Origin of the sequence: Eikenella sp. Marseille-P7795 (assembly GCF_916618725.1) — a bacterium.
Taxonomy (GTDB): domain Bacteria; phylum Pseudomonadota; class Gammaproteobacteria; order Burkholderiales; family Neisseriaceae; genus Eikenella; species Eikenella longinqua.
In genome coordinates, this window is record NZ_CAKAJZ010000002.1 from 350,201 (window position 1) to 369,080 (window position 18,880).

Annotated in this window: 22 protein-coding genes and 1 pseudogene; 18 read left to right on the forward strand and 5 right to left on the reverse strand. The window is 58.8% G+C overall.

Going from position 1 to position 18,880, the window contains the following annotated elements; translation table 11 throughout:
* The 8 genes from LG371_RS05235 (at position 1) to LG371_RS05270 (ending at position 4,636) form a co-directional block, all read left to right on the forward strand.
* The gene (locus LG371_RS05235; RefSeq protein WP_225747931.1) at positions 1–1,659 is read left to right on the forward strand and encodes a tail fiber protein; all 1,659 of its coding nucleotides are present in this window, start codon (positions 1–3) and stop codon (positions 1,657–1,659) included.
* 10 nt (positions 1,660–1,669) lie between these two features.
* Complete coding sequence (locus LG371_RS05240; RefSeq protein ID WP_225747932.1) at positions 1,670–2,305, forward strand: hypothetical protein; 636 nt, start codon at positions 1,670–1,672, stop codon at positions 2,303–2,305.
* Positions 2,298–2,765, forward strand: coding sequence for a hypothetical protein (locus tag LG371_RS05245; protein ID WP_225747933.1), 468 nt, complete (start codon positions 2,298–2,300; stop codon positions 2,763–2,765). The genes LG371_RS05240 and LG371_RS05245 overlap by 8 nt, the downstream gene beginning before the upstream one ends.
* A complete protein-coding gene (locus tag LG371_RS05250) occupies positions 2,762–3,145 on the forward strand; it encodes a hypothetical protein (protein WP_067593108.1) in 384 nt (127 codons plus the stop codon). The genes LG371_RS05245 and LG371_RS05250 overlap by 4 nt, the downstream gene beginning before the upstream one ends.
* Entirely contained in the window at positions 3,142–3,471 is a 330-nt protein-coding gene (locus tag LG371_RS05255) for a hypothetical protein (protein ID WP_225747934.1), read from the forward strand. The genes LG371_RS05250 and LG371_RS05255 overlap by 4 nt, the downstream gene beginning before the upstream one ends.
* Positions 3,468–3,968, forward strand: a complete 501-nt coding sequence (locus tag LG371_RS05260) for a TIGR02594 family protein (RefSeq protein ID WP_225747935.1) — start codon at positions 3,468–3,470, stop codon at positions 3,966–3,968. Before LG371_RS05255 ends, LG371_RS05260 begins: the two co-directional genes overlap by 4 nt.
* A gap of 172 nt (positions 3,969–4,140) precedes the next feature.
* Positions 4,141–4,482, forward strand: a complete 342-nt coding sequence (locus LG371_RS05265) for a hypothetical protein (protein WP_225747936.1) — start codon at positions 4,141–4,143, stop codon at positions 4,480–4,482.
* Positions 4,466–4,636: a hypothetical protein gene (locus LG371_RS05270; RefSeq protein ID WP_225747937.1), complete on the forward strand. Its 171-nt coding sequence runs from the start codon at positions 4,466–4,468 to the stop codon at positions 4,634–4,636. The genes LG371_RS05265 and LG371_RS05270 overlap by 17 nt, the downstream gene beginning before the upstream one ends.
* 250 nt (positions 4,637–4,886) lie before the next feature.
* Here LG371_RS05270 and LG371_RS05275 read toward each other — a convergent pair whose 3' ends face one another.
* The 4 genes from LG371_RS05275 to LG371_RS05290 form a co-directional block, all read right to left on the reverse strand.
* Positions 4,887–5,525 carry a hypothetical protein gene (locus LG371_RS05275; RefSeq protein WP_225747938.1) on the reverse strand — a complete coding sequence of 213 codons (639 nt, stop codon included), beginning with the start codon at positions 5,523–5,525 and terminating at the stop codon, positions 4,887–4,889.
* A complete protein-coding gene (locus LG371_RS05280) occupies positions 5,525–6,178 on the reverse strand; it encodes a DUF484 family protein (protein WP_225747939.1) in 654 nt (217 codons plus the stop codon). Before LG371_RS05280 ends, LG371_RS05275 begins: the two co-directional genes overlap by 1 nt.
* Entirely contained in the window at positions 6,178–7,026 is an 849-nt protein-coding gene (gene dapF, locus LG371_RS05285; protein ID WP_067590042.1) for a diaminopimelate epimerase, read from the reverse strand. The genes LG371_RS05280 and dapF overlap by 1 nt, the downstream gene beginning before the upstream one ends.
* A gap of 298 nt (positions 7,027–7,324) precedes the next feature.
* The gene (locus tag LG371_RS05290; protein ID WP_225747940.1) at positions 7,325–7,822 is read right to left on the reverse strand and encodes a hypothetical protein; all 498 of its coding nucleotides are present in this window, start codon (positions 7,820–7,822) and stop codon (positions 7,325–7,327) included.
* On the opposite strand from LG371_RS05290, the gene lgt reads away from it, so the two are divergent.
* The 3 genes and pseudogenes from lgt (at position 7,811) to LG371_RS05305 (ending at position 10,272) form a co-directional block, all read left to right on the forward strand.
* Positions 7,811–8,677, forward strand: a complete 867-nt coding sequence (lgt, locus tag LG371_RS05295; RefSeq protein ID WP_225747941.1) for a prolipoprotein diacylglyceryl transferase — start codon at positions 7,811–7,813, stop codon at positions 8,675–8,677. The genes LG371_RS05290 and lgt overlap by 12 nt on opposite strands.
* Positions 8,678–8,835: 158 nt before the next feature.
* Positions 8,836–9,770, forward strand: a pseudogene (locus tag LG371_RS05300) (D-2-hydroxyacid dehydrogenase).
* A 115-nt stretch (positions 9,771–9,885) separates the two neighbouring features.
* Positions 9,886–10,272 carry a hypothetical protein gene (locus LG371_RS05305; protein ID WP_067590052.1) on the forward strand — a complete coding sequence of 129 codons (387 nt, stop codon included), beginning with the start codon at positions 9,886–9,888 and terminating at the stop codon, positions 10,270–10,272.
* Between the two features lie 248 nt (positions 10,273–10,520).
* Here the strand turns inward: LG371_RS05305 and LG371_RS05310 are convergent, their stop codons facing one another.
* A complete protein-coding gene (locus tag LG371_RS05310) occupies positions 10,521–11,684 on the reverse strand; it encodes a 5-(carboxyamino)imidazole ribonucleotide synthase (protein WP_067590055.1) in 1,164 nt (387 codons plus the stop codon).
* A 388-nt stretch (positions 11,685–12,072) separates the two neighbouring features.
* Between LG371_RS05310 and kdsA the strand changes: the two genes are divergently transcribed.
* From kdsA to LG371_RS05350, 7 genes are all read left to right on the forward strand, one after another.
* A complete protein-coding gene (gene kdsA, locus LG371_RS05315) occupies positions 12,073–12,924 on the forward strand; it encodes a 3-deoxy-8-phosphooctulonate synthase (RefSeq protein WP_225747942.1) in 852 nt (283 codons plus the stop codon).
* 21 nt (positions 12,925–12,945) lie between these two features.
* The gene (locus tag LG371_RS05320; RefSeq protein WP_082890666.1) at positions 12,946–13,344 is read left to right on the forward strand and encodes a hypothetical protein; all 399 of its coding nucleotides are present in this window, start codon (positions 12,946–12,948) and stop codon (positions 13,342–13,344) included.
* Between the two features lie 87 nt (positions 13,345–13,431).
* Positions 13,432–14,091 (forward strand): uracil-DNA glycosylase, encoded by a 660-nt coding sequence (gene ung / locus LG371_RS05325; protein WP_067590061.1) that lies wholly within the window; start codon positions 13,432–13,434, stop codon positions 14,089–14,091.
* 11 nt (positions 14,092–14,102) lie between these two features.
* A complete protein-coding gene (locus LG371_RS05330; protein WP_225747943.1) occupies positions 14,103–14,792 on the forward strand; it encodes an energy-coupling factor ABC transporter permease in 690 nt (229 codons plus the stop codon).
* Between the two features lie 261 nt (positions 14,793–15,053).
* Positions 15,054–16,454: a DEAD/DEAH box helicase gene (locus tag LG371_RS05335; protein WP_067590067.1), complete on the forward strand. Its 1,401-nt coding sequence runs from the start codon at positions 15,054–15,056 to the stop codon at positions 16,452–16,454.
* Positions 16,455–16,753: 299 nt separating this feature from the next.
* Positions 16,754–18,145, forward strand: coding sequence for a replicative DNA helicase (gene dnaB / locus LG371_RS05340; RefSeq protein WP_225748051.1), 1,392 nt, complete (start codon positions 16,754–16,756; stop codon positions 18,143–18,145).
* A gap of 60 nt (positions 18,146–18,205) precedes the next feature.
* The gene (locus tag LG371_RS05350) at positions 18,206–18,877 is read left to right on the forward strand and encodes a GspH/FimT family pseudopilin (protein ID WP_305054840.1); all 672 of its coding nucleotides are present in this window, start codon (positions 18,206–18,208) and stop codon (positions 18,875–18,877) included.
* The last annotated feature ends 3 nt before the right edge of the window (positions 18,878–18,880 follow it).

The window sequence follows — 18,880 nt, forward strand, 5'->3', positions numbered from 1 at the left end:
ATGCCACAACCAAAATTGCTATCCAAGCCATGGGCAGCGGACGGACTGAAAAACAACATCCCCGCCGAACGCAACGGCGGGTTAGCTCAGGAAGCCGCTACCTATGCCGAAGGCTTCCCGAGCATCACCATGACCCCGATTTCCGTCGGTGGCAAACCGCCCAGCGGGAAAGATATGAACGGCGTGCTGAACGAAATTAGCGCACACACCGTTTGGCAAAACCAGGGCGGACGTTACCGCTTTGACCAAGCCTTTTGCGACGCCATCGGCGGCTACCCCAAAGGCGCAGTGCTCATCAACGATACGCTGGATACCGAATACATCAGCTTGGTAGATGCGAATACCCACAATCCGAACAGTGGCAACAACACAGGGAAATGGGCAATACACGCAGGCAAAGAGCTGAAAGCCAGCACCACGCAGGCGGGCATTGTGCAACTTTTATCCGCCGCCAACAGCGACCGTGAAGATATGGCCGCCACACCAAAGGCAGTAAAAATTGCCTATGACAAAGCCGAGGAATCCGCCGGCAAAGGCTTGCCTGTAGGTGCGGTAATCGGTTTCCCGCGCGCCGTCAGCAACCCTGAAGGCTACCTGAAAGCCGACGGCAGCACCTTTGCCCAGGCCACCTATCCCGACCTGCATCGTGTGCTGGGCGGCAACAAGCTGCCCAATATGACCAGCTCCGACGTCGGTATGACCTCTTATTTTCCGATTGAGGCCATCCCGGACGGCTGGATTAAATTTGACGACATCACCAGCAAGGTTACGCAGTCCACCTATCCCGAGCTGTACCGGCTGCTGGTGGCACAGTACGGCAGCATTGCCGCCGTACCCAAAGCCGAAGACCGCTTTATCCGCAATGCATCAGGCAGTCTCGCAGTGGGCACGCAACAGGGCGACGCCATCCGCAATATCACGGGCACACTAGACTCTGGGAGTAACGCAACTACGCAGTTATTTGACGCCATTGATGGGGACGGGAAAGGTGCGCTTTTTATTAGTCGAAAGCAGTTCAAGCAATGGGCATGGGAGAACGGCAGCGGTATAAACGATATGCCCGCAGCCTTTAGTTTTGACGCCTCTCGCGTGGTGCCGACCGCCGATGAAAACCGACCGAAAGCTATCGCAATGGTGCTGTGTATCAAAGCCCGCGATAGTCTGGATGACGTGGTGTTTTGGATTAAAGCCTACGGCACGGTTACCAACGCCGGCGCACTGGATGCCTCCACGCTGGCGGCGGATATACAGCGCAAAGCAAACCGCGACGAGGTAGCGCCCAAAACTCACACCCACCGCAGCAGCGAGATTATCGATTTAGCGCAGGCGGTGAGAAATCTGTTTGCCCACCAGTTCGGCGATTCAGGCTACCTGAAACTGCCCAATGGGCTGGTGCTGCAATGGGGATATGTCGCCCAAAAATGGGCTGGCGAAATACTGATACCAATTACCTTCCCGCTGACGTTTGCAAGTGCGCCGTTCGGCGTCTTTACCACCGCTGTCACGGAAGGGTCTACAGCCAACAACGTAGGAGGGGATATTACCCTCCCCATCCAAAATTTAACGGGTACTGGCTTCACCGCCATCATGAACACATGGGGACCCGCTACCGCCAGTCATATTAAGGGTTTCTATTGGTTTGCTATTGGCAGAGTATAGGAGGTGTCTGATGTCTATTTTTTACTCAAAAACCAGCGGCGGATTTTATGACAACCAAATCCATAACAGGCTACCTGAAGATGTTGTGGAGATTAGCCCGGAGCAGCACGCTGCCTTACTGGCCGGACAATCACAAGGCCAAGTCATCATGCCGGACAAAGACGGCAGGCCGGTGTTGGCCGATCCAGCGCCCAGTCACCTGCACCAATGGGACGGCACAGGATGGGTATTGGGCACCGGGGCATCGGCACAGCTATTGACCGAAGCCGTCGCCCGGGGTGTAGCCGCCATCAACGATATGGTGGACGGTGCTTACCGGCACGTTACCCGCTTCCAGCCGGAATACCTGCTGCGCGAGCAACAAGCACGCGACTACAAGGCCGGTGGCTGCAAAGGGGATGCACCCGTTCAGGTAACCGCTTTTGCCAAACCTGCCGGCAAAACCGCCTGCGAGGCGACCGACATCATCATCGCCCAAGCGGATAAGCTGCGGGCGGCAATGGGCAGGCTTGGTGTTTTGCGGATGCGCAAATTTGAGTTGGAGACACTCAAAACGGCAGCAGAGGTGGATAAGAGGGTGGCGGAAATCTTGACCGAAATCCAGCCGATTGCCAATGAATTATGCAAGGTGGGTAAAAATGATTAATCAGCAAATCTACCTCGCCCTGTATCGCGGGCGCCGCGACGGCACCGGGCTGAAGGTATGGCTCGCCCGCTTTTCGGATTGGCTGACCCGTGTCTTAACCAAGGGGCAATACTCGCATTGTGAGATTGCCATGAAGCTGCCGGAGACGGCGGAATACGAGTGCTACTCCGCCAGCCTGCGCGATGGCGGCGTGCGGGTGAAAACCATGCCGCTGCCGGAAACCAAGTGGGATTTGATTGCGCTGCCGGATGATGTGGGCGGGCGGCTGGAAACCTTGTGGGCGGAAACCCAAGGCCAAGGCTACGACCTGCCAGGGGCGTTCGGGGTGGTATTCGGGCTACCTGAAAACCGCCGCCGTTGGTTTTGCAGTGAGTGGGTGGGCGCGGCTTTGGGGTTGTCCGAGAGCTGGCGGTTTTCGCCAAACGATTTGGCAGCGATATTCAGAAGGGAGGGAAGATGATGACGTTTGAACCATCCAACGCATCCGGCCATGTGCTGCATGTGAGCGTGATTGGCTTATCCGGCACGCTGGCGGGCATGCCTTTGGAGGCGTTGGTATTGGGTGCGGTGGCTGGGGCGCTGCACCACGGGCTGAAAGAGCCGGGCAGCCGCAAGAACGGCATATTGGTGATGATTACCAGCATGATTCTGGCCGGGGCTTTGTCGCCGGTAATCATGGCTTATCTCTCGCTGCGGCTCGGGCTGGAGCGGGAGCTGTTTCAGGCCGCCGTGCCGGTGCTGATTGGCTTTGGCTGGTCATGGGCGGCGCCGCTGTTGAGTGATGGTTTACGCCGCTTGTGGGCGGGCTGGATTGATAAATGGGGAGGTAGGAAAAAATGAGGTCGGAACTGATTACCCACTTTTTGATTTTGGTAAACGTGGCGGCGATGGCGGCGATATTTGTTTACTCGGCCTGCTCGCTGTCGGTGCGGCAATGGACGCTACGCAATCCGGAGTATTGGATTCACGGATTCCTAGTGGGCGGCTCGATAGCGGTTATCGGCCACACGCTCAACAGTTGGCAGCCGCACCATTGGACGGAGATTTTATTCAACGTGGCAGCGGCGGGCTACTTCATGCTGCGCTCGCACCGTATCCATTTGCTGGCCGGGATTATGAAGCGCAAGGGTAAAGGCTACCTGAATATGGGAAAGGAAAGGAAATGACTGAACTGCCTTGGATTGAGGAGGCAAGGAAATACATCGGCATGCACGAAAGGGATGCTCGCGGCTTAAAGACCATCCCCTTGTGGGTACGGGCTTTGAAAGGCTGGTGGAGCGACACCAAAACGCCGTGGTGCGGAACGTTTGTCGGCCACTGTTTGCAGGCAGCCGGCAGGGATATTGCGAAAGAATGGTATCGGGCGAAAGCCTGGGTAAACGGCGCTACCCGTTTGGCGAAACCTGCGTATGGCTGCATTGTGGTATTCGAGCGGCAGGGCGGCGGGCATGTCGGCTTTGTCGTCGGGCAGGATAAGCAGGGCAACCTGATGGTGTTAGGTGGTAACCAGGGCGATGCGGTCAATATCAAACCGTTTGCCAAGAGCCGCGCGGTGGCCTACCTGTGGCCGAACAAAGGTGGCAAGCCTGCTTACCCCGCCGCAGAACGTTATGCGCTGCCGCTGTTGCAGAGCGACGGGAAGTTGAGCAGGAACGAGGCGTAAACAAAACCCCCTGCTTGTGCAAGGGGCTGCCTGAAACTATCCGGCCACATGGGCGGTCATGTTTATTTTTTATGAATTTTTAAAGGTATTTGCAGTATAGGTTGATGCCGTGTACATATCAAGTAAATGTGACTAAAAATAGTGACATATTAAACATATCATTGGTAATTATATGACTTATTTATACAAATACTGGAAACCACTTGCCCTTGCCGCGCTGTTGGCGGCGGTGGTAGGCGGGGAATATTGGTATGGTAGGCAACGCTATCAGGCGGGCTACGATGCGGCCACGTCGGCCATCACCGCCAAGATGATAGAGCAGCATCAGCAGCATCAAAAAACCGCCCGGGCGGCGAGTGTGGAATATCAACAAGGAAAGTCCGAACGGGACGAGAAAGCGAGAGTGCAGCGTGAAGTGGTTCAAAAGATTATCGAGCGGCCTGTGTATATTGACGATTGCACTGATGCTTCCGGGGTGTCAGTCCTCAACGCCGCCATTGCCGAGCGCCATTGAGCCGCCCGCAGACTTGGCTACGCCCTGCCCTAGGCTACCTGAATTGTCCGGCACCACGGGCAAGGTGATGCTGCCGTGGGCGTTGGAGGTGGTGCATCTGTATAACGACTGCGCGGCACGGCATGACGGGCTGATTAAGGCATGGCCAAGGTAGTCAAAAGCACTTTGACAAAACTTTGACAGTGTTTGGCTGTTTTAGCCTTTGTTTGGCATAGTTTGAGCAAGCAGAGATGTAGCAAAATCAAATAGTTAATATAAAAATATAGGACTCTTAATCCGTAGGTCGAGCGTTCGAGCCGCTCACGACCCACCAAACACAAAACCAGCCTAAGCAAGCACTTAAGCTGGTTTTTTGTTTGCCATACAACATAGCAGATTCCATCACTTTGGCAAAATCTTGCCACTTAATAAAACAGCATCCACAGCCCGCGCAACGCTGCAATCAGCAGCATCTTCTCCTTCGCCAGCAAACAGGCTACCTGAAAAAACAAACTCAGCAGCAGCACGCCCTGCAACTGCAAAGGACTGAAAAACCGCACCTCTTCCCGGCTCAGATAACGCCGGTGCAGCCACATCAGCAGCATCAGCAGCATCTGCCCCGCAATCCACAACACCGGCTGCAAAAAATACAGCGACAACAGCCCAGTGAGCATCGGCGCCGACATCCCCTGCGGATATTGCCAGATGACAATCAGCAGCAAAAACAGCAGCGTAATATGCTGCACCGCACCCGCCACCGCAAAATACGCCAAAAACGTGCCGCCGCCCTCCAGCTTCCAGCCCATCTGCCGCGCATCGTAGCGCCAGCCGTTGGCAAACAGAAACAGGCTGGCCAGCACAATATAGCCGTACACCGGATACACATTGGCAATATGCGTAATCCCCAGCACGCCCGGCATAATCCGCGCACTGATCAGGCCGAAGCCCAGCCACAGCAGCACGCTGCCCCACAGCCAGGAAAACTGCTGCCGCTGAAACGCCGCCGTAAGAAACAGCGTGATATACAGCGACAACACCCACAGCGTTAGGCTTTGCACCGCCATTACTGCCACCCGCCTGCTCTGGCCAGCGCCGCAGCCGTGCAGGCCGCCAGTTCGCGCACCCAATCCAGCGGCAAATCCGGCGTGAAGCGCGTTTCATCAGCATCGCCCGCCGCCAGCACGGCCACGGTTTGCCCGTTTACGCGCACCGGCAGCAGCAGGAAGCTCTCCAGCCCCTTGCCCTGCTGCGGCAAAGCCTTAATCAAGGCGGGCGAAATATGGTTGTCACACAGCGGCGCTTTCAGGGCGCGCAAAGCGGCATGGGCGGCATGATTTTCAGGTAGCCTGTATGCCCCGGCGGGCGCGCCTTTCTTCGGCGGCTCGGCCAGCAGCCACACGCAGCCCGAAGCCAGCCCGAAATCCTCGCGCAAGCCCGCTTCCGCCGCACGCAGCACCTGCAACAGCGTATTCGCCGCCAGCAAGCGGCGCACGAAGCCCAGCAGGCGGCCGAGGGTTTGGTGGTTGCTGTCGGCATCCTGCATGATTTGCGCCAGCTGGCCGGCCATCTTGGCCGCCTTTTCCTGCTGCGCCAGCCATTGCGCCTGCACGAAAGACTGTACCCTCCCTTGCGCGGGCTGCACGCCGAGTTCGGCGGCGTGGTTGAGCAAAAATTCCGGGTGTGCCTGCAAATAGGCCAATAATTTCTTTTCGTTCATCAGTAAGTTACCGTTCCTTCAAACACCGTGGCCGCCGGCCCGGTCATCAACACATGGTTATTTGCCGCCCACTCGATGCGCAAATCGCCGCCGGGCAGGCTCACTTTCACTTCGCCGTTGCGCTCGAGCAGCCCCAGCCGTATGCCCGCCACCACCGCCGCACACGAGCCGCTGCCGCAGGCCTGCGTTTCGCCCACGCTGCGCTCGAACACGCGCAGGCGGATATGGTGCGCGTCCAGCACCTGCATGAAGCCCACGTTCACCCGCTCGGGAAACTGCGGGTGCCGCTCTAGCCTGGCGCCCCAATCGGCCACCGGCGCGCCGTCCACATCGGCCACCGGCAGCACGGCGTGCGGGTTGCCCATGCTCACGCAGGCCAGGCGTACCGTTTCCTCGCCCAGGGCAACTTCGTGCAACAGCGCGTCTGCCGCCTCGCCCGGCGCGGGCACAAAGGGAATCTCGGCGGCGGCCAGGCGCGGCTCGCCCATGTCCACCGTTACCAGGCCGTCTGCCGTTAAGTGCAGCACAATCAGCCCTTTGGCGGTGAGCACTTTGATGTGGTCGTGCCGGCTCAGGCCTTTTTCGCGCACGAAGCGGGCGAAGCAGCGCGCGCCGTTGCCGCACTGCTCCACTTCGCTGCCGTCGGTGTTGAAAATGCGGTAGCGGAATTCGGCTTCCGGCAGCGGCGAGGCTTCCACCAGCAAAAGCTGGTCGAAACCGATGCCCCAATGGCGGTCGGCCCAGGCGGCAATCGGCGCGGCGGCCGGGTCGAAACGCTGGCTGATGCCGTCCACCACCATAAAGTCGTTGCCCAAACCGTGCATTTTGGTGAATTTGATCTCTGCCATTTCCGGCCTCCCGCCGGCTGTTGGAAAAAACGGCCTATCATACCCAATCCTCGCCGCGAGTTAAAGCCGCATCGAAAGCGGCGCCGGAGGCTACCTGAAATTCCGCAAGCCGCCGTAACCTGAACAGAAGTTTTTCAAGCAAAGAAAAAAATGATTGCCGGAAAATTTTTCAGGTAGCCTCTGGCTGCCGCAGGCAGGCTACCTGAAAAACAGCAAACCATTACGCCCATTCCTAACCCAATCCGTTTTTACTCTTCCTACCAAACCAAGTACAGGATATTTGGCACAAATGATTGAGCTACGCCCCGCTCTGCTGGCGCAGCCGAACGGAGCGCGGTTTTTCGGGGGAACAAGGGCACGCCTTGCTCGAAGCGGCGCAGCTGCAAATTCGGGCCCGCCCGAAAAACCGTGCGCAGTGAGGGAAGTTTGGCGAAGCCAAACCTGCGCCCTCAGTCGCCTTTCTTTGCTTCCTTTCTTTGGCGAAGCAAAGAAAGGAAGTGCCCGCGCCGGCATGAGGCGCAAGGGGGAACAGGAAACAAATGGCAAAGGCTACCTGAAATTCCGCAAGCCGCCGTAACCTGAACAGAAGTTTTTCAAACCAAGAAAAAATGATTGCCGGAAAATTTTTCAGGTAGCCTTTGGCCACCGCGGGCAGGCTATCTGAAAAACAGCAAACCATTGCGCCCATTCCTAACCCAATCCGTTTTTTCTTTACTTCCCGCTCGTTATTGCCGCCCGCCAGATGCGCTATAATGCGCCCTTTTGTTTCACCTGCGGTTCCCCTATGCTTATCCATCCCAATTTCGACCCCGCCATCTTCACGCTCGGCCCGCTGGCCGTCCGCTGGTATGCCGTCAGCTATATTGTCGGCTTTGCGCTGTTTATGTGGCTGGGGCGGCGGCGCATCCGCCAGGGCAACAGCGTGTTCACCAACCAAACACTGGATGATTTCCTCACTTGGGGCGTGGTGGGCGTGATTGCGGGCGGGCGGCTGGGCTATGTGCTGTTTTACCAGCATGCCTATTATTTTGCCCACCCGCTGGAGATTTTGAAGGTGTGGAACGGCGGGATGTCGTTTCACGGCGGCTTCCTCGGCGTGGTGATTGCCGGGCTTTTGTTTGCGCGAAAATATCAAATCAACCCGCTGAAGCTGGCGGATTCGATTGCGCCGTTGGCGCCGCTGGGCTTTGCGGCGGTGCGCCTGGGCGGCAATTTTATGAACGGCGAGCTCTGGGGGCGGGTAACGCGGCCGGATGCTTTCTGGGCGATGGGTTTCCCGCACGCACGCAGCGAAGATTTGAAGCTGGTGGCGGAGCAGCCGCAGGTATGGGGGGCGGTGTTTGAGCAATACGGCATGCTGCCGCGCCATCCTTCTCAGCTCTATCAGTTTGCGCTGGAAGGGATTTTGCTGTTTGTGGTGCTGTGGTGGTTTTCCAAAAAGCCGCGCCCGAGCGGGCAGGTGATGAGCCTGTTTCTACTGGGCTACGGCACGGCACGCTTTATTGCCGAATTCGCCCGCGAGCCGGACGAGTTTCTCGGCCTGCTGTATCTCAACCTTTCTATGGGGCAGTGGCTGAGCCTGCCGATGATGGTGTGCGGACTGCTGGGGATGGTGTATTTCGGGCGGCGCACACCCTTGCAGCCGAGTTAAAGGCTACCTGAAAACCTGAGGCTACCTGAAAACTGTTTTTCAGGTAGCCTTTCGTTCCCAAATCAAACGCAGCACCCGCCGCCCGCCCCCGTTTCGCGCTATACTCAACCCGCAGCGGCACCCCAACCCCAGCCGCCCCACCCACCCAAGGAGCCGCCATGAACATCGTCTTCCTCGACCGCGACACCTCCCCGCCCGTCCGCTCGTTTTCAACTTCCCGCACACCCTGCGCGAATACCCCGCCACCACCCCCGAAGAGCTCAACCAACGCCTTGCCGGCGCCCAAATCGCCATCACCAACAAAGTATCCATTTGCGCCGAACACCTCGCCGCCAACCCCCAGCTCAAGCTCATCGCCGTGGCCGCCACCGGCTTCGACCACATCGACGTGGCCGCCGCCAAAGCTGCCGGCGTTACCGTGTGCAACGTGCGCAACTACAGCAGCGAAAGCGTGGCCCAACACGCCTTCATGATGCTGCTCGCCCTCATCCGCCACCTGCCCGCCTGCATGCGCGACATCGCCGCCGGCGCCTGGCAGCAGTCCCCCCAATTCGTCCACTTCAACACCCCCATGCACGACCTCGGCGGCAAAACCCTCGCCATCTTCGGCCGCGGCAACATCGGCCGCACCCTCGCCGGCTACGCCCAAGCCTTCGGCATGCACATCCTCTGGGGAGAACACAAAAACGCCGCCGTGCGCGAAGGCTACACCCCCTTCCAAACCGCCCTCCAACAGGCCGACGTCGTATCCCTGCACTGCCCCATGACCCCCGACACCCGCCACATGATCGGCGAAGCCGAGCTGCGCCTGATGAAGCCCGGCGCCATCCTCCTCAACACCGGCCGCGGCGGCCTTGCCGACGAACAAGCCGTGTTCCAAGCCTTGCAGCAAGGCCGGCTCGGCGGCGCCGGCTTCGACGTGCTCAGCCAAGAGCCCCCGCGCCAAGGCAACCCCCTGCTCGCCCCGCTGCCCAACCTCATCGTCACCCCCCACATCGCCTGGACCAGCCAGGAAGCCCTGCTCAACATGACCGAAATCCTCGAAGCCAACATCAACGCCTTCGCCGCCGGTCAGCCGCAAAACGCTTTGTAACCGCAGGGATAAAATTTTCAGGTAGCCTGTTTGCGTTAAAACACAGGCTACCTGAAAATCAAACTTCAATATAGCCGCTGCCAAACTGGCACCACCTTGTCCACACATCCAAACCATGCCCGCCTCCCGCAAGCTCCAATACGCCCTCAGCTTCCTGCTCGGCGCCACCGCAGCCACAGCCACCCTCTTCATCCTCTCCGCCCACTATTCCGACTACCGCCGCCGTGCCGAAATCCAACGCGAAATCCAACTGCTGCAACCCCTGCAAACCCAGCTCGCCCAAGAGCTTGCCACCGGCGGCATCCGCAGCAACCTGCCAAGCATCCAACGGCAACACCCCGCTGTGCGTGCCGTAAGCCGCGACGGCTGGATACTGCTCGCCACCCCGCGCTTCGGCCAAAGCGTGCTGCTCATCCCGCAGCAGCAGAACGGCCAAACCGTTTGGCAACCGCACTACAACGACGTGGATCAGGTAATCAACAACAAGGCTTTGTGTTTCTAGCTCCGGGCGGCAAAAGGCTACCTGAAAACGATGTCTTGGCGCAGCCAAGGCTGAGTTTCTGCGAAGCTAAAACAGAATAATCGGTTTTCAGGTAGCCTTTAATCCACCCAAACAAAAGCCGGCAATACACAGCTTGTAGACATAAAAATTTCAGGTAGCCTATTTGCACCGCATCCAGGCTACCTGAAAAAACAGGGCAACCGTTTCCGGCTGCCCTGTTCATTCTTCCAAAATTCATTGGCGCAACGCTATTTTCCCTTGCGCTGCAACTGCCGCTGCAATTTGTGCGCCAGCATAAAAGCGATGTCGGCAGACTGGCCGGAGAGCACGGTGAAATGCCCCATTTTGCGGCCAGGGCGCGCGTCTTTTTTGCCGTAGAGGTGCAGGTGCACATCCGGGCGCTGCAAGAGCGGCTGCCAGTTTACCTTGCCGTCGGGCAGCCACACGTCGCCCAGGAGGTTGGCCATGCTGCAGCAGGAGAGCAGGCGCGTGTCGGCCGGCGGCAGGCCGCACATGATGCGCACCTGCTGCTCAAACTGGCTGCTGGCGCAGGCATCAAGCGTGTAGTGGCCGGAGTTGTGCGGCCGCGGCGCCATTTCGTTCACAATCAGCTCGTGGTCGGCGCCAATCACGAAAATCTCCACCGCCAGCACGCCGATGTAGTTGAGGGCGTCGGCCAGCTGGCAGGCCATGGCCTGGGCACGCTGCTGCACTTCGTCGGGCAGGCGGGCGGGCACGATGGAATAGGCGAGGATGCCGTCTTCGTGGCGGTTTTCGGCGGGCGGGAAGCATTTCACCTGCTGGTTGTTCAGGCGGCACACGATCACGGAAATTTCGGAATGCAGGTTGAGCATTTTTTCCAGCACGCAGGGGACTTTGCCCAGCTTCTCGAAGGCGGTGCGGGCTTCTTCGGGGGTGGACACGCGTATCTGGCCTTTGCCGTCGTAGCCGAGCATGGCGGTTTTCAGCACACCAGGCAGCAGCGGCTCCACGGCTTCGTCGGTGAGCTCTTCGGCGCGAGTAACGGGCAGGTAGGGCGCGGTTTTGAGGCCGGCTTTGGCAATCCAAGCTTTTTCCTGGATGCGGTTTTGGGTGATTTCCACGCAGTCACCGCTGGGGCAGACGCGGGTTTCCGAAGCCAGCGCGCGCATGGCTTGGGCGTTGACGTTTTCAAATTCAGTGGTGATGGCGGCGCAGGTGGAAAGGTCGGCCAGCGCGCCCAGGTCGTCGAAAGGGGCGCAGATGTGTTTGTCGGCCAGCGCGGCGGCGGGGGCGTGGGGATCGGGATCGAGCACGGTCACGCCGTAGCCCATCTGTTTGGCGGCCACGGTAAACATTCGCCCCAGCTGGCCGCCGCCCAAAATACCCAGCATGGCGGGCGGCAATATCGGCAATTTTTTCGCTTTGGTCATGATCTGCTTTCTGCGCTGCGGGCGCGGTCTGAGCCGGTAACAAACGCCAGCCTGTTTCGTTCTTTCTGACGAAAATCGCGGCAAAGGGCAAGAGCCTGCAGCGTTTTCCGGCCTCGTTCCGGCAAGGGCTGGCGGACGGCGTATTGTACTCAAATATCGCGGCCAAGCCTAGGGCGGCTGCGGGCGGGCGGAGCGAATCGGCTGTTTTCAAACAAACTCTGCGCCCGATAGAGGCTACCTGAAAAATCCTGCGGAGCATTCCCACTGCGCTTTCAGGCGCAGCCTTGCCGCGGCCCGATGATTTTCAGGTAGCCTCCTTTACCGCCGCCAAACATTCCCCGCCCGCCTTTTCCGCTATAATCCCGCCATCATCTTTCAGGATCACGCTATGCAAACCGCCCTGCCCCAAATCCCCCTCCACGGCTTCACCATCGCTAACAACCGACCCTTCGTGCTGTTCGGCGGCATGAACGTGCTGGAAAGCCGCGAGCTGGCGCTGGAAATCGCCGCCGCTTATGTGGACATCTGCTGCCGGCTCGACATCCCCTATGTGTTCAAAGCCAGCTTCGACAAAGCCAACCGCTCCAGCCTGCATTCCTTCCGCGGCCCCGGCTTGGAGCGCGGCCTGCAATGGCTGGCGGAAATCAAAGAAACCTATAATGTGCCGGTTATCACCGACGTGCACGAGCCCTATCAGGCCGCGCCGGTGGCTGAAGTGGCCGATATTTTGCAGCTGCCCGCCTTTTTGAGCCGCCAAACCGATTTGGTGTACGCCATCGCCCGCACCGGCGCCATCATCAACGTGAAAAAGGCGCAATTCCTCGCCCCGCACGAAATGCGCCACATCATCAACAAATGCCTGGAAGCCGGCAACGACAAAATCATCCTGTGCGAGCGCGGCTCCGCTTTCGGCTACAACAACCTGGTGGTGGATATGCTCGGCTTCGACAGCATGAAGCAGATGAACGTGCCCGTGTTTTTCGACGTTACCCACAGCCTCCAGCAGCCGGGCGCGCGCAGCGATTCGGCCGGCGGCCGCCGCGAGCAGATTGTTACCTTGGCGCGCGCCGGCATGGCGGTGGGCTTGGCCGGGCTGTTCCTCGAAGCCCACCCCGATCCCGAGCAGGCCAAGTGCGACGGCCCCTGCGCCCTGCGCCTGGGCCAGCTCGAGCCCTTCCTGCGCCAGCTCAAGCAAATCGACAGCCTGGTGAAAGGCTTTGCCGAGCTGGATACGCATTAACCCAAGAAAAGGAGTGCCCCCATGGATGCCCAACAACCTGATTCCGCCTACCCGCCGCCCAGCGTGATTTCGCCCACGCCCGAGCAGCGCAACTATATGTATGTGATCTACGGCCTATACGCGCTGGGGCTGCTCAGCTTCGCCCTGCCCACAATCGTCGGCGCCATCGTGGCCTACGTGAAGCGCGACGATATGCGCGGCACGATTTATTTCGACCACGTCCAATTCCTGCTGCGCACCTTCTGGGGCAGCCTGATCGGTTTGGCCGTGAGCGCCCTGCTGATCATCACGTTTATCGGCATGATTCTCGGCGTGCCGCTGTTTTTCTTGGTATGCCTGTGGTATCTCTTCCGCGTGGTGGCGGGCATCGTGCGCCTGATCGACAACAAGCCCGTTAGCGCCGAAAGCTGGCTGATATAAAGTAAAAGGCTACCTGAAAATACCCATTCCCATTTTTCAGGTAGCCTCACGATTTTCAGGTAGCCTCACAAACCACAAGGACGCATCATGCAAACCTGGCACCAAGCCATCGGCGCCGAAAAGCAGCAGCCCTATTTCCAGCACATCATCCGCAGCGTGCGCCAAGAGCGCGAGGCCGGGCAGATTGTCTATCCGCCCGCCGCCGACGTGTTCAACGCCTTCCGCGCCACCGAGTTTGACCAAGTGCGCGTGGTCATCCTCGGGCAAGACCCGTATCACGGCGCCAATCAGGCGCACGGGCTGGCCTTTTCCGTGCGCGAGGGCGTGGCCGTGCCGCCGTCTTTGGTGAACATCTACAAAGAACTGGCGCAAGACATCCCCGGCTTCGTTATCCCGCCGCACGGCTGCCTGCAACGCTGGGCCGAGCAGGGCGTGCTGCTGCTCAACACCGTGCTCACCGTGCGCGCCGGCCAAGCCCATTCCCACGCCGCATTGGGCTGGGAAACCTTCACCGACCACGTGATCAGCGTGCTGAACGAAGGGCGCGAGCATTTGGTGTTTATGCTGTGGGGCAGCCACGCGCAGAAAAAAGGCGCCATCATCAACCGCGCCCGCCATCTGGTGCTCACCGCGCCGCACCCCTCGCCGCTCTCCGCCCACCGCGGCTTCTTCGGCTGCCGCCACTTCTCGCAAGCCAACGCCTATCTGCAACAACACGGCCTGCCGCCGATTGATTGGCAGCCTTAAAGCGCAATGCCATGAATTTCCCCGCCCACTGGTTTCCTGCGCCCGCCCTGCTGGCTGCCAACGTATTGTGCCTGCTGCTGTTTGCCGCCACGCTGCGCCCCGCCCTGCCCGCTTTGAGACAACACGGCCGCACGGCGCTGCTCGGGCTCACGCTGGCGGCCTTGTGCTGGAGCCTGCGTGCCGCGCCTACCGGCGGGCTGCTGGAAGGCATCGGCTACCACCTTTTGGGCGTTTGCCTGCTTTCGCTGATGGTGGGCATACCGACGGCGTTTTGCCTGCTCGCGCTGCTGCTGCCGCCATATGTGTGGCTGTGGCAGGGCGCGGAACATCTGCCCGCAGTCGGCTTGCAGATGTTGGCGGGCGTGCTGCCGCCGCTGCTTGCCGCCGCGCTGGCGCGGCGTTTGGTGCAGAAGTTGCCGCGCAATCTGTTCATCTTTATTTTTGTGAACGGCTTTTTCGCTGCCGCCGCCGGCGTATTGCTGAGCGGGGCGGCCACCGGCCTGCTACTGTATGCGGCACATGCCTTCGCCGCGCCGATACTGCTGAGCTCGGTGCTCCCGGTATTTTTCCTCATCGCCTGGGGCGAAGCCTTCCTCACCGGCCTGCTCACCGCCATCTTCGTCGCCCTCGCCCCGCAGCTCATCACCACCTTCTCCGATGCAGACTATCTCCAGGCAAAGCCCCGGCAGATTTGGAAGTAGCGCGAGCATCCGCATCGAAGCCCGGGCTTAAGTACCGCTCAAAACGATAGCCCAAGGCTCAACCCGGCGGCGGCTCAGGCTACCTGAAAACCCAATTTTCAGGCAAAATATAGCCCTTCCAGACGCACCCCGTTTTTTTCAGGTAGCCTGTTTCCCCGCAAACCGGCTCCGCCCCAAACGCAAGCAGCACACCGCCCGCCCAATCGCCGGGCACGCCGTGCCGCTTCCCCATTCCCGCCGCAGCCGCCACACGGAGCACCTATGAACCCCTTCACCAACCTCGGGCTGTCGGCCGAAATCACCGCCGCCCTGGCCGAACAAGGCTACGAACAGCCCACCGCCATCCAAACCGCCGCCATTCCCAAAGTGCTGGCCGGCCACGATTTATTGGCCGCCGCCCAAACCGGCACCGGCAAAACCGCCGCCTTCATGCTGCCCAGCCTCGAACGCCTGCGCCGCTACGCCACCACTAGCACCTCCCCCGCCATGCACCCCGTGCGCATGCTCGTGCTTACCCCCACGCGCGAGCTGGCCGACCAAATCGACCAAAACACCGCCGCCTACATCAAACACCTGCCGCTGCGCCACACCGTATTGTTCGGCGGCATGAATATGGACAAACAAACCGCCGACCTGCGGCGCGGCTGCGAAATCGTCGTGGCCACCGTCGGCCGCCTGCTGGATCATGTGCAGCAGAAAAACATCCGGCTGGATAAAGTGGAAATCGTGGTGCTCGACGAAGCCGACCGCATGCTCGACATGGGCTTTATCGACGACATCCGCCGCATCATGCAAATGCTGCCCAAACAGCGCCAAACCCTGCTGTTTTCTGCCACCTTCTCCCCGCCCATCCGCAAGCTGGCGCAAGATTTCATGCACCAGCCCGAGCAGGTGCAAACCACCCCGCAAAACACCACCAGCGCCAGCGTCGAGCAGCACATCATCGCCATCGACACCATACAGAAGCGCAACCTGCTGGAACGGCTGATTGTGGATTTGCACATCAACCAGGTAATCGTGTTCTGCAAAACCAAGCAGAGCGTCGACCAGGTGGCGCGCGATTTGAAGCGGCGCGGCCTCAGCGTTGCCCCCATTCACGGCGACAAATCGCAGCAAACCCGCTTGGAAACGCTCAACGCCTTCAAAGCCGGCGAACTGCGCGTACTGGTGGCCACCGACGTGGCCGCACGCGGGCTCGACATCGCCGAACTGCCCTTCGTCATCAACTACGAAATGCCCACCCAGGCTGAAGATTACGTGCACCGCATCGGCCGCACCGGCCGCGCCGGCGCCGAAGGTGTGGCCATCTCCTTGATGGACGAAGACGAACAGAAAATGTTTGAAGCCATCAAAGAGCTGATCGGCAAAGACCTGCCGGTGGAGCGGATTGAAGGCTTCGAGCCGCGTTGGTGGCAGCGCCAGCAGGAAGACAGCCGCCCCGCCGCCGAGCGCGAACCCGCCCGCGAAGCGCGCGAACCGCGTGCCGGCCGCCGCAGCGGCGCCAAACCCGAAGCCGCCGAGCGCCGCAGCCGCAATGCCGAACGCGGCAGCCAAACCGACAGCCCCGCGCAAGAATGCGGCCGCATTCCCGGCCGCCGCCACCGCAGCCGCCGCCACCGCCCGGTGTGCGCGCTGGTGCAGCCGAACTACGGCGTACGCTAATCCGCACACGCACGCGATTCCGACAAAAGTGACGGGCTTTGTCAGTCTGCCGCCGCACGCACGCTTCAGGCTACCTGAAAAATGTTTTCCGCATCGGGCAACACATCTTTTCAGGTAGCCTGTTCCGATTAACCGAAGGCCTGCCGGCCAATGCGGCCGGTGCAATTCTTTCATACCGGGCAGCCGGTCGAAAACGGAACCAACAGCACGCCGCAGGAAGCAAAATGCCTGGGGCCATGCCGTTTCTCCACCGCGCCCACCACCACGCAAATACCTGTTTTCAGGTAGCCTCACACGCCATGGACAACTTAGACCAAACCAACGAAAACCTCGCCCTGCCCCCGCACTCTATGGAAGCCGAGCAGTCGGTGTTGGGCGGGCTGATGGTGGATTCCTCCGCCTGGGACCGCATCGCCGGCACCGTATCCGAAGAAGATTTCTACCGTTACGAACACCGCCTGATTTTCCGCGCCATCGCCCATCTGGCCGAGCGCAACCGCCCCGCCGACACCATCACCGTGGAAGAAGTGCTGCAACGCGAAGAAGTGCTGGAAGAAGCCGGCGGTTTCGGCTATCTGGTGGATTTGGCACAAAATACCGCCTCCGCCATCAACATCGCCCGCTACGCCGAAATCGTGCGCAGCCGTTCCATCATGCGCCAGCTCGCCCAAGCTGGCACAGAGATTGCTAGGAATGCTTATAATCCGCAAGGCAGAGACGTCAAACAAATGTTGGACGAGGCGGAAGCCAAAATCTTTAAAATCGCCGAAAGCACCAGCAGAATGCAACACGAATTTTTAGAGATGCCTGCCATGCTGAAAGAAGCCATCGCCAAAATCGACAAGGCTTACTCAAGGGAAAATAAAGACGATGTAACCGGCATTCCAACCGGATTCATCGATCTGGATAAAAAAATAGCCGGGTTGCACGGCGGCGATCTCATCATCGTGGCAGGGCGTCCGGCAATGGGGAAAACCGCATTTTCACTGAATATCGCGGAAAACGTCGCTATCAGTACGCACCTGCCCGTTGCCATCTTCTCGATGGAAATGGGTGGCGTGCAACTGGTAATGCGTATGCTCGGTTCGGTTGGGAGGCTGGACCAGAGCATACTCAAAACCGGTCAATTGCAAGACGAACATTGGGCTAGGCTCAACGAAGCCTTACACAAACTGTCGGATGCCCCCATTTTTATCGATGAAACCCCTGCCTTGACTTCGCTGGAAGTTCGCGCGCGCGTGCGCCGGCTGGCTCGAAGGAAAGGCAATTTGGGTTTGGTGGTGATCGACTACCTGCAGCTCATGAGCGGCAACGGCGGCCACAACAGCAGCAACCGCGCGGCGGAATTGGGAGAAATCTCCCGCTCGCTGAAATCGCTGGCCAGAGAATTAAATATTCCGATTATCGCCCTCTCCCAGCTGTCGCGTACCGTCGAATCACGCACCGACAAGCGCCCCATGATGTCCGACTTGCGGGAATCCGGCGCCATCGAACAGGATGCCGACCTGATTATGTTTATGTATCGCGACGAATACTACCATCCCGATACTGACAAAAAAGGCATGGCCGAATGCATCATCGGCAAACACCGTAACGGGCCCACCGGCAAGATTCCGCTGATCTTTACCGGCGAATTCAGCAAATTTGACAACGCCGTACACAGCGGGCATACTTATTTCACTGAAGAATAAGAACAATCCTTTCGGCTTGCCCACCTTTTCAGTGCCCTTATCCCATTAAAAGTGATGGCCATGAAGACACGACAAAACACCCAAGGTTTTACCCTGATAGAACTGATGATCACCATAACCCTGATCGGGATTATGGCTACCATTGCTATGCCAAGCATGAGTAATTTCATTGCCAACCAACGGCTGGGCAATAGGATCACTCAAGTTACCACGGCTTTCCGTTTCGCTCGAGCAGAAGCCGTGCGGAGAAATGAACCGGTTCTGATTTGCGGGGGGATTACCTTAAAATCCGATGGCAAACCAAATAATGGTTGTGATCAAAACGGCAACTCTTTGTTGGCCTTTGTAGATAAAAATAGCGACAATAACTATCAAAGCAGTATTACCCAAGGCAGCAATGGTGATATCGACTTGCGTTCTGTTTTAATAGATAGGGATAATATCCAAATTCACATATTGGATACTGCGTTAAATTTAAAACCTGTGCCGCCAACTAGCAAATTCCGCTTTATCTTCCAACCTAATGGATCTTTTGGAACGAACGACAACGGGGGAGCAGCTGCCTATGGTTATACGGATTCTTACGTTAGAATCTCTGCCAATGATGGTACACGAGTTCGCATGGCACTCATTGCACCAAGTGGTCGTGTGATTACCTGCAACGCCTCCATACCATCTACAGAGTTTAGCAACCTTCAAGCAAGCAGCTATAAAAACCTCTGTGCCCTCTAAAAT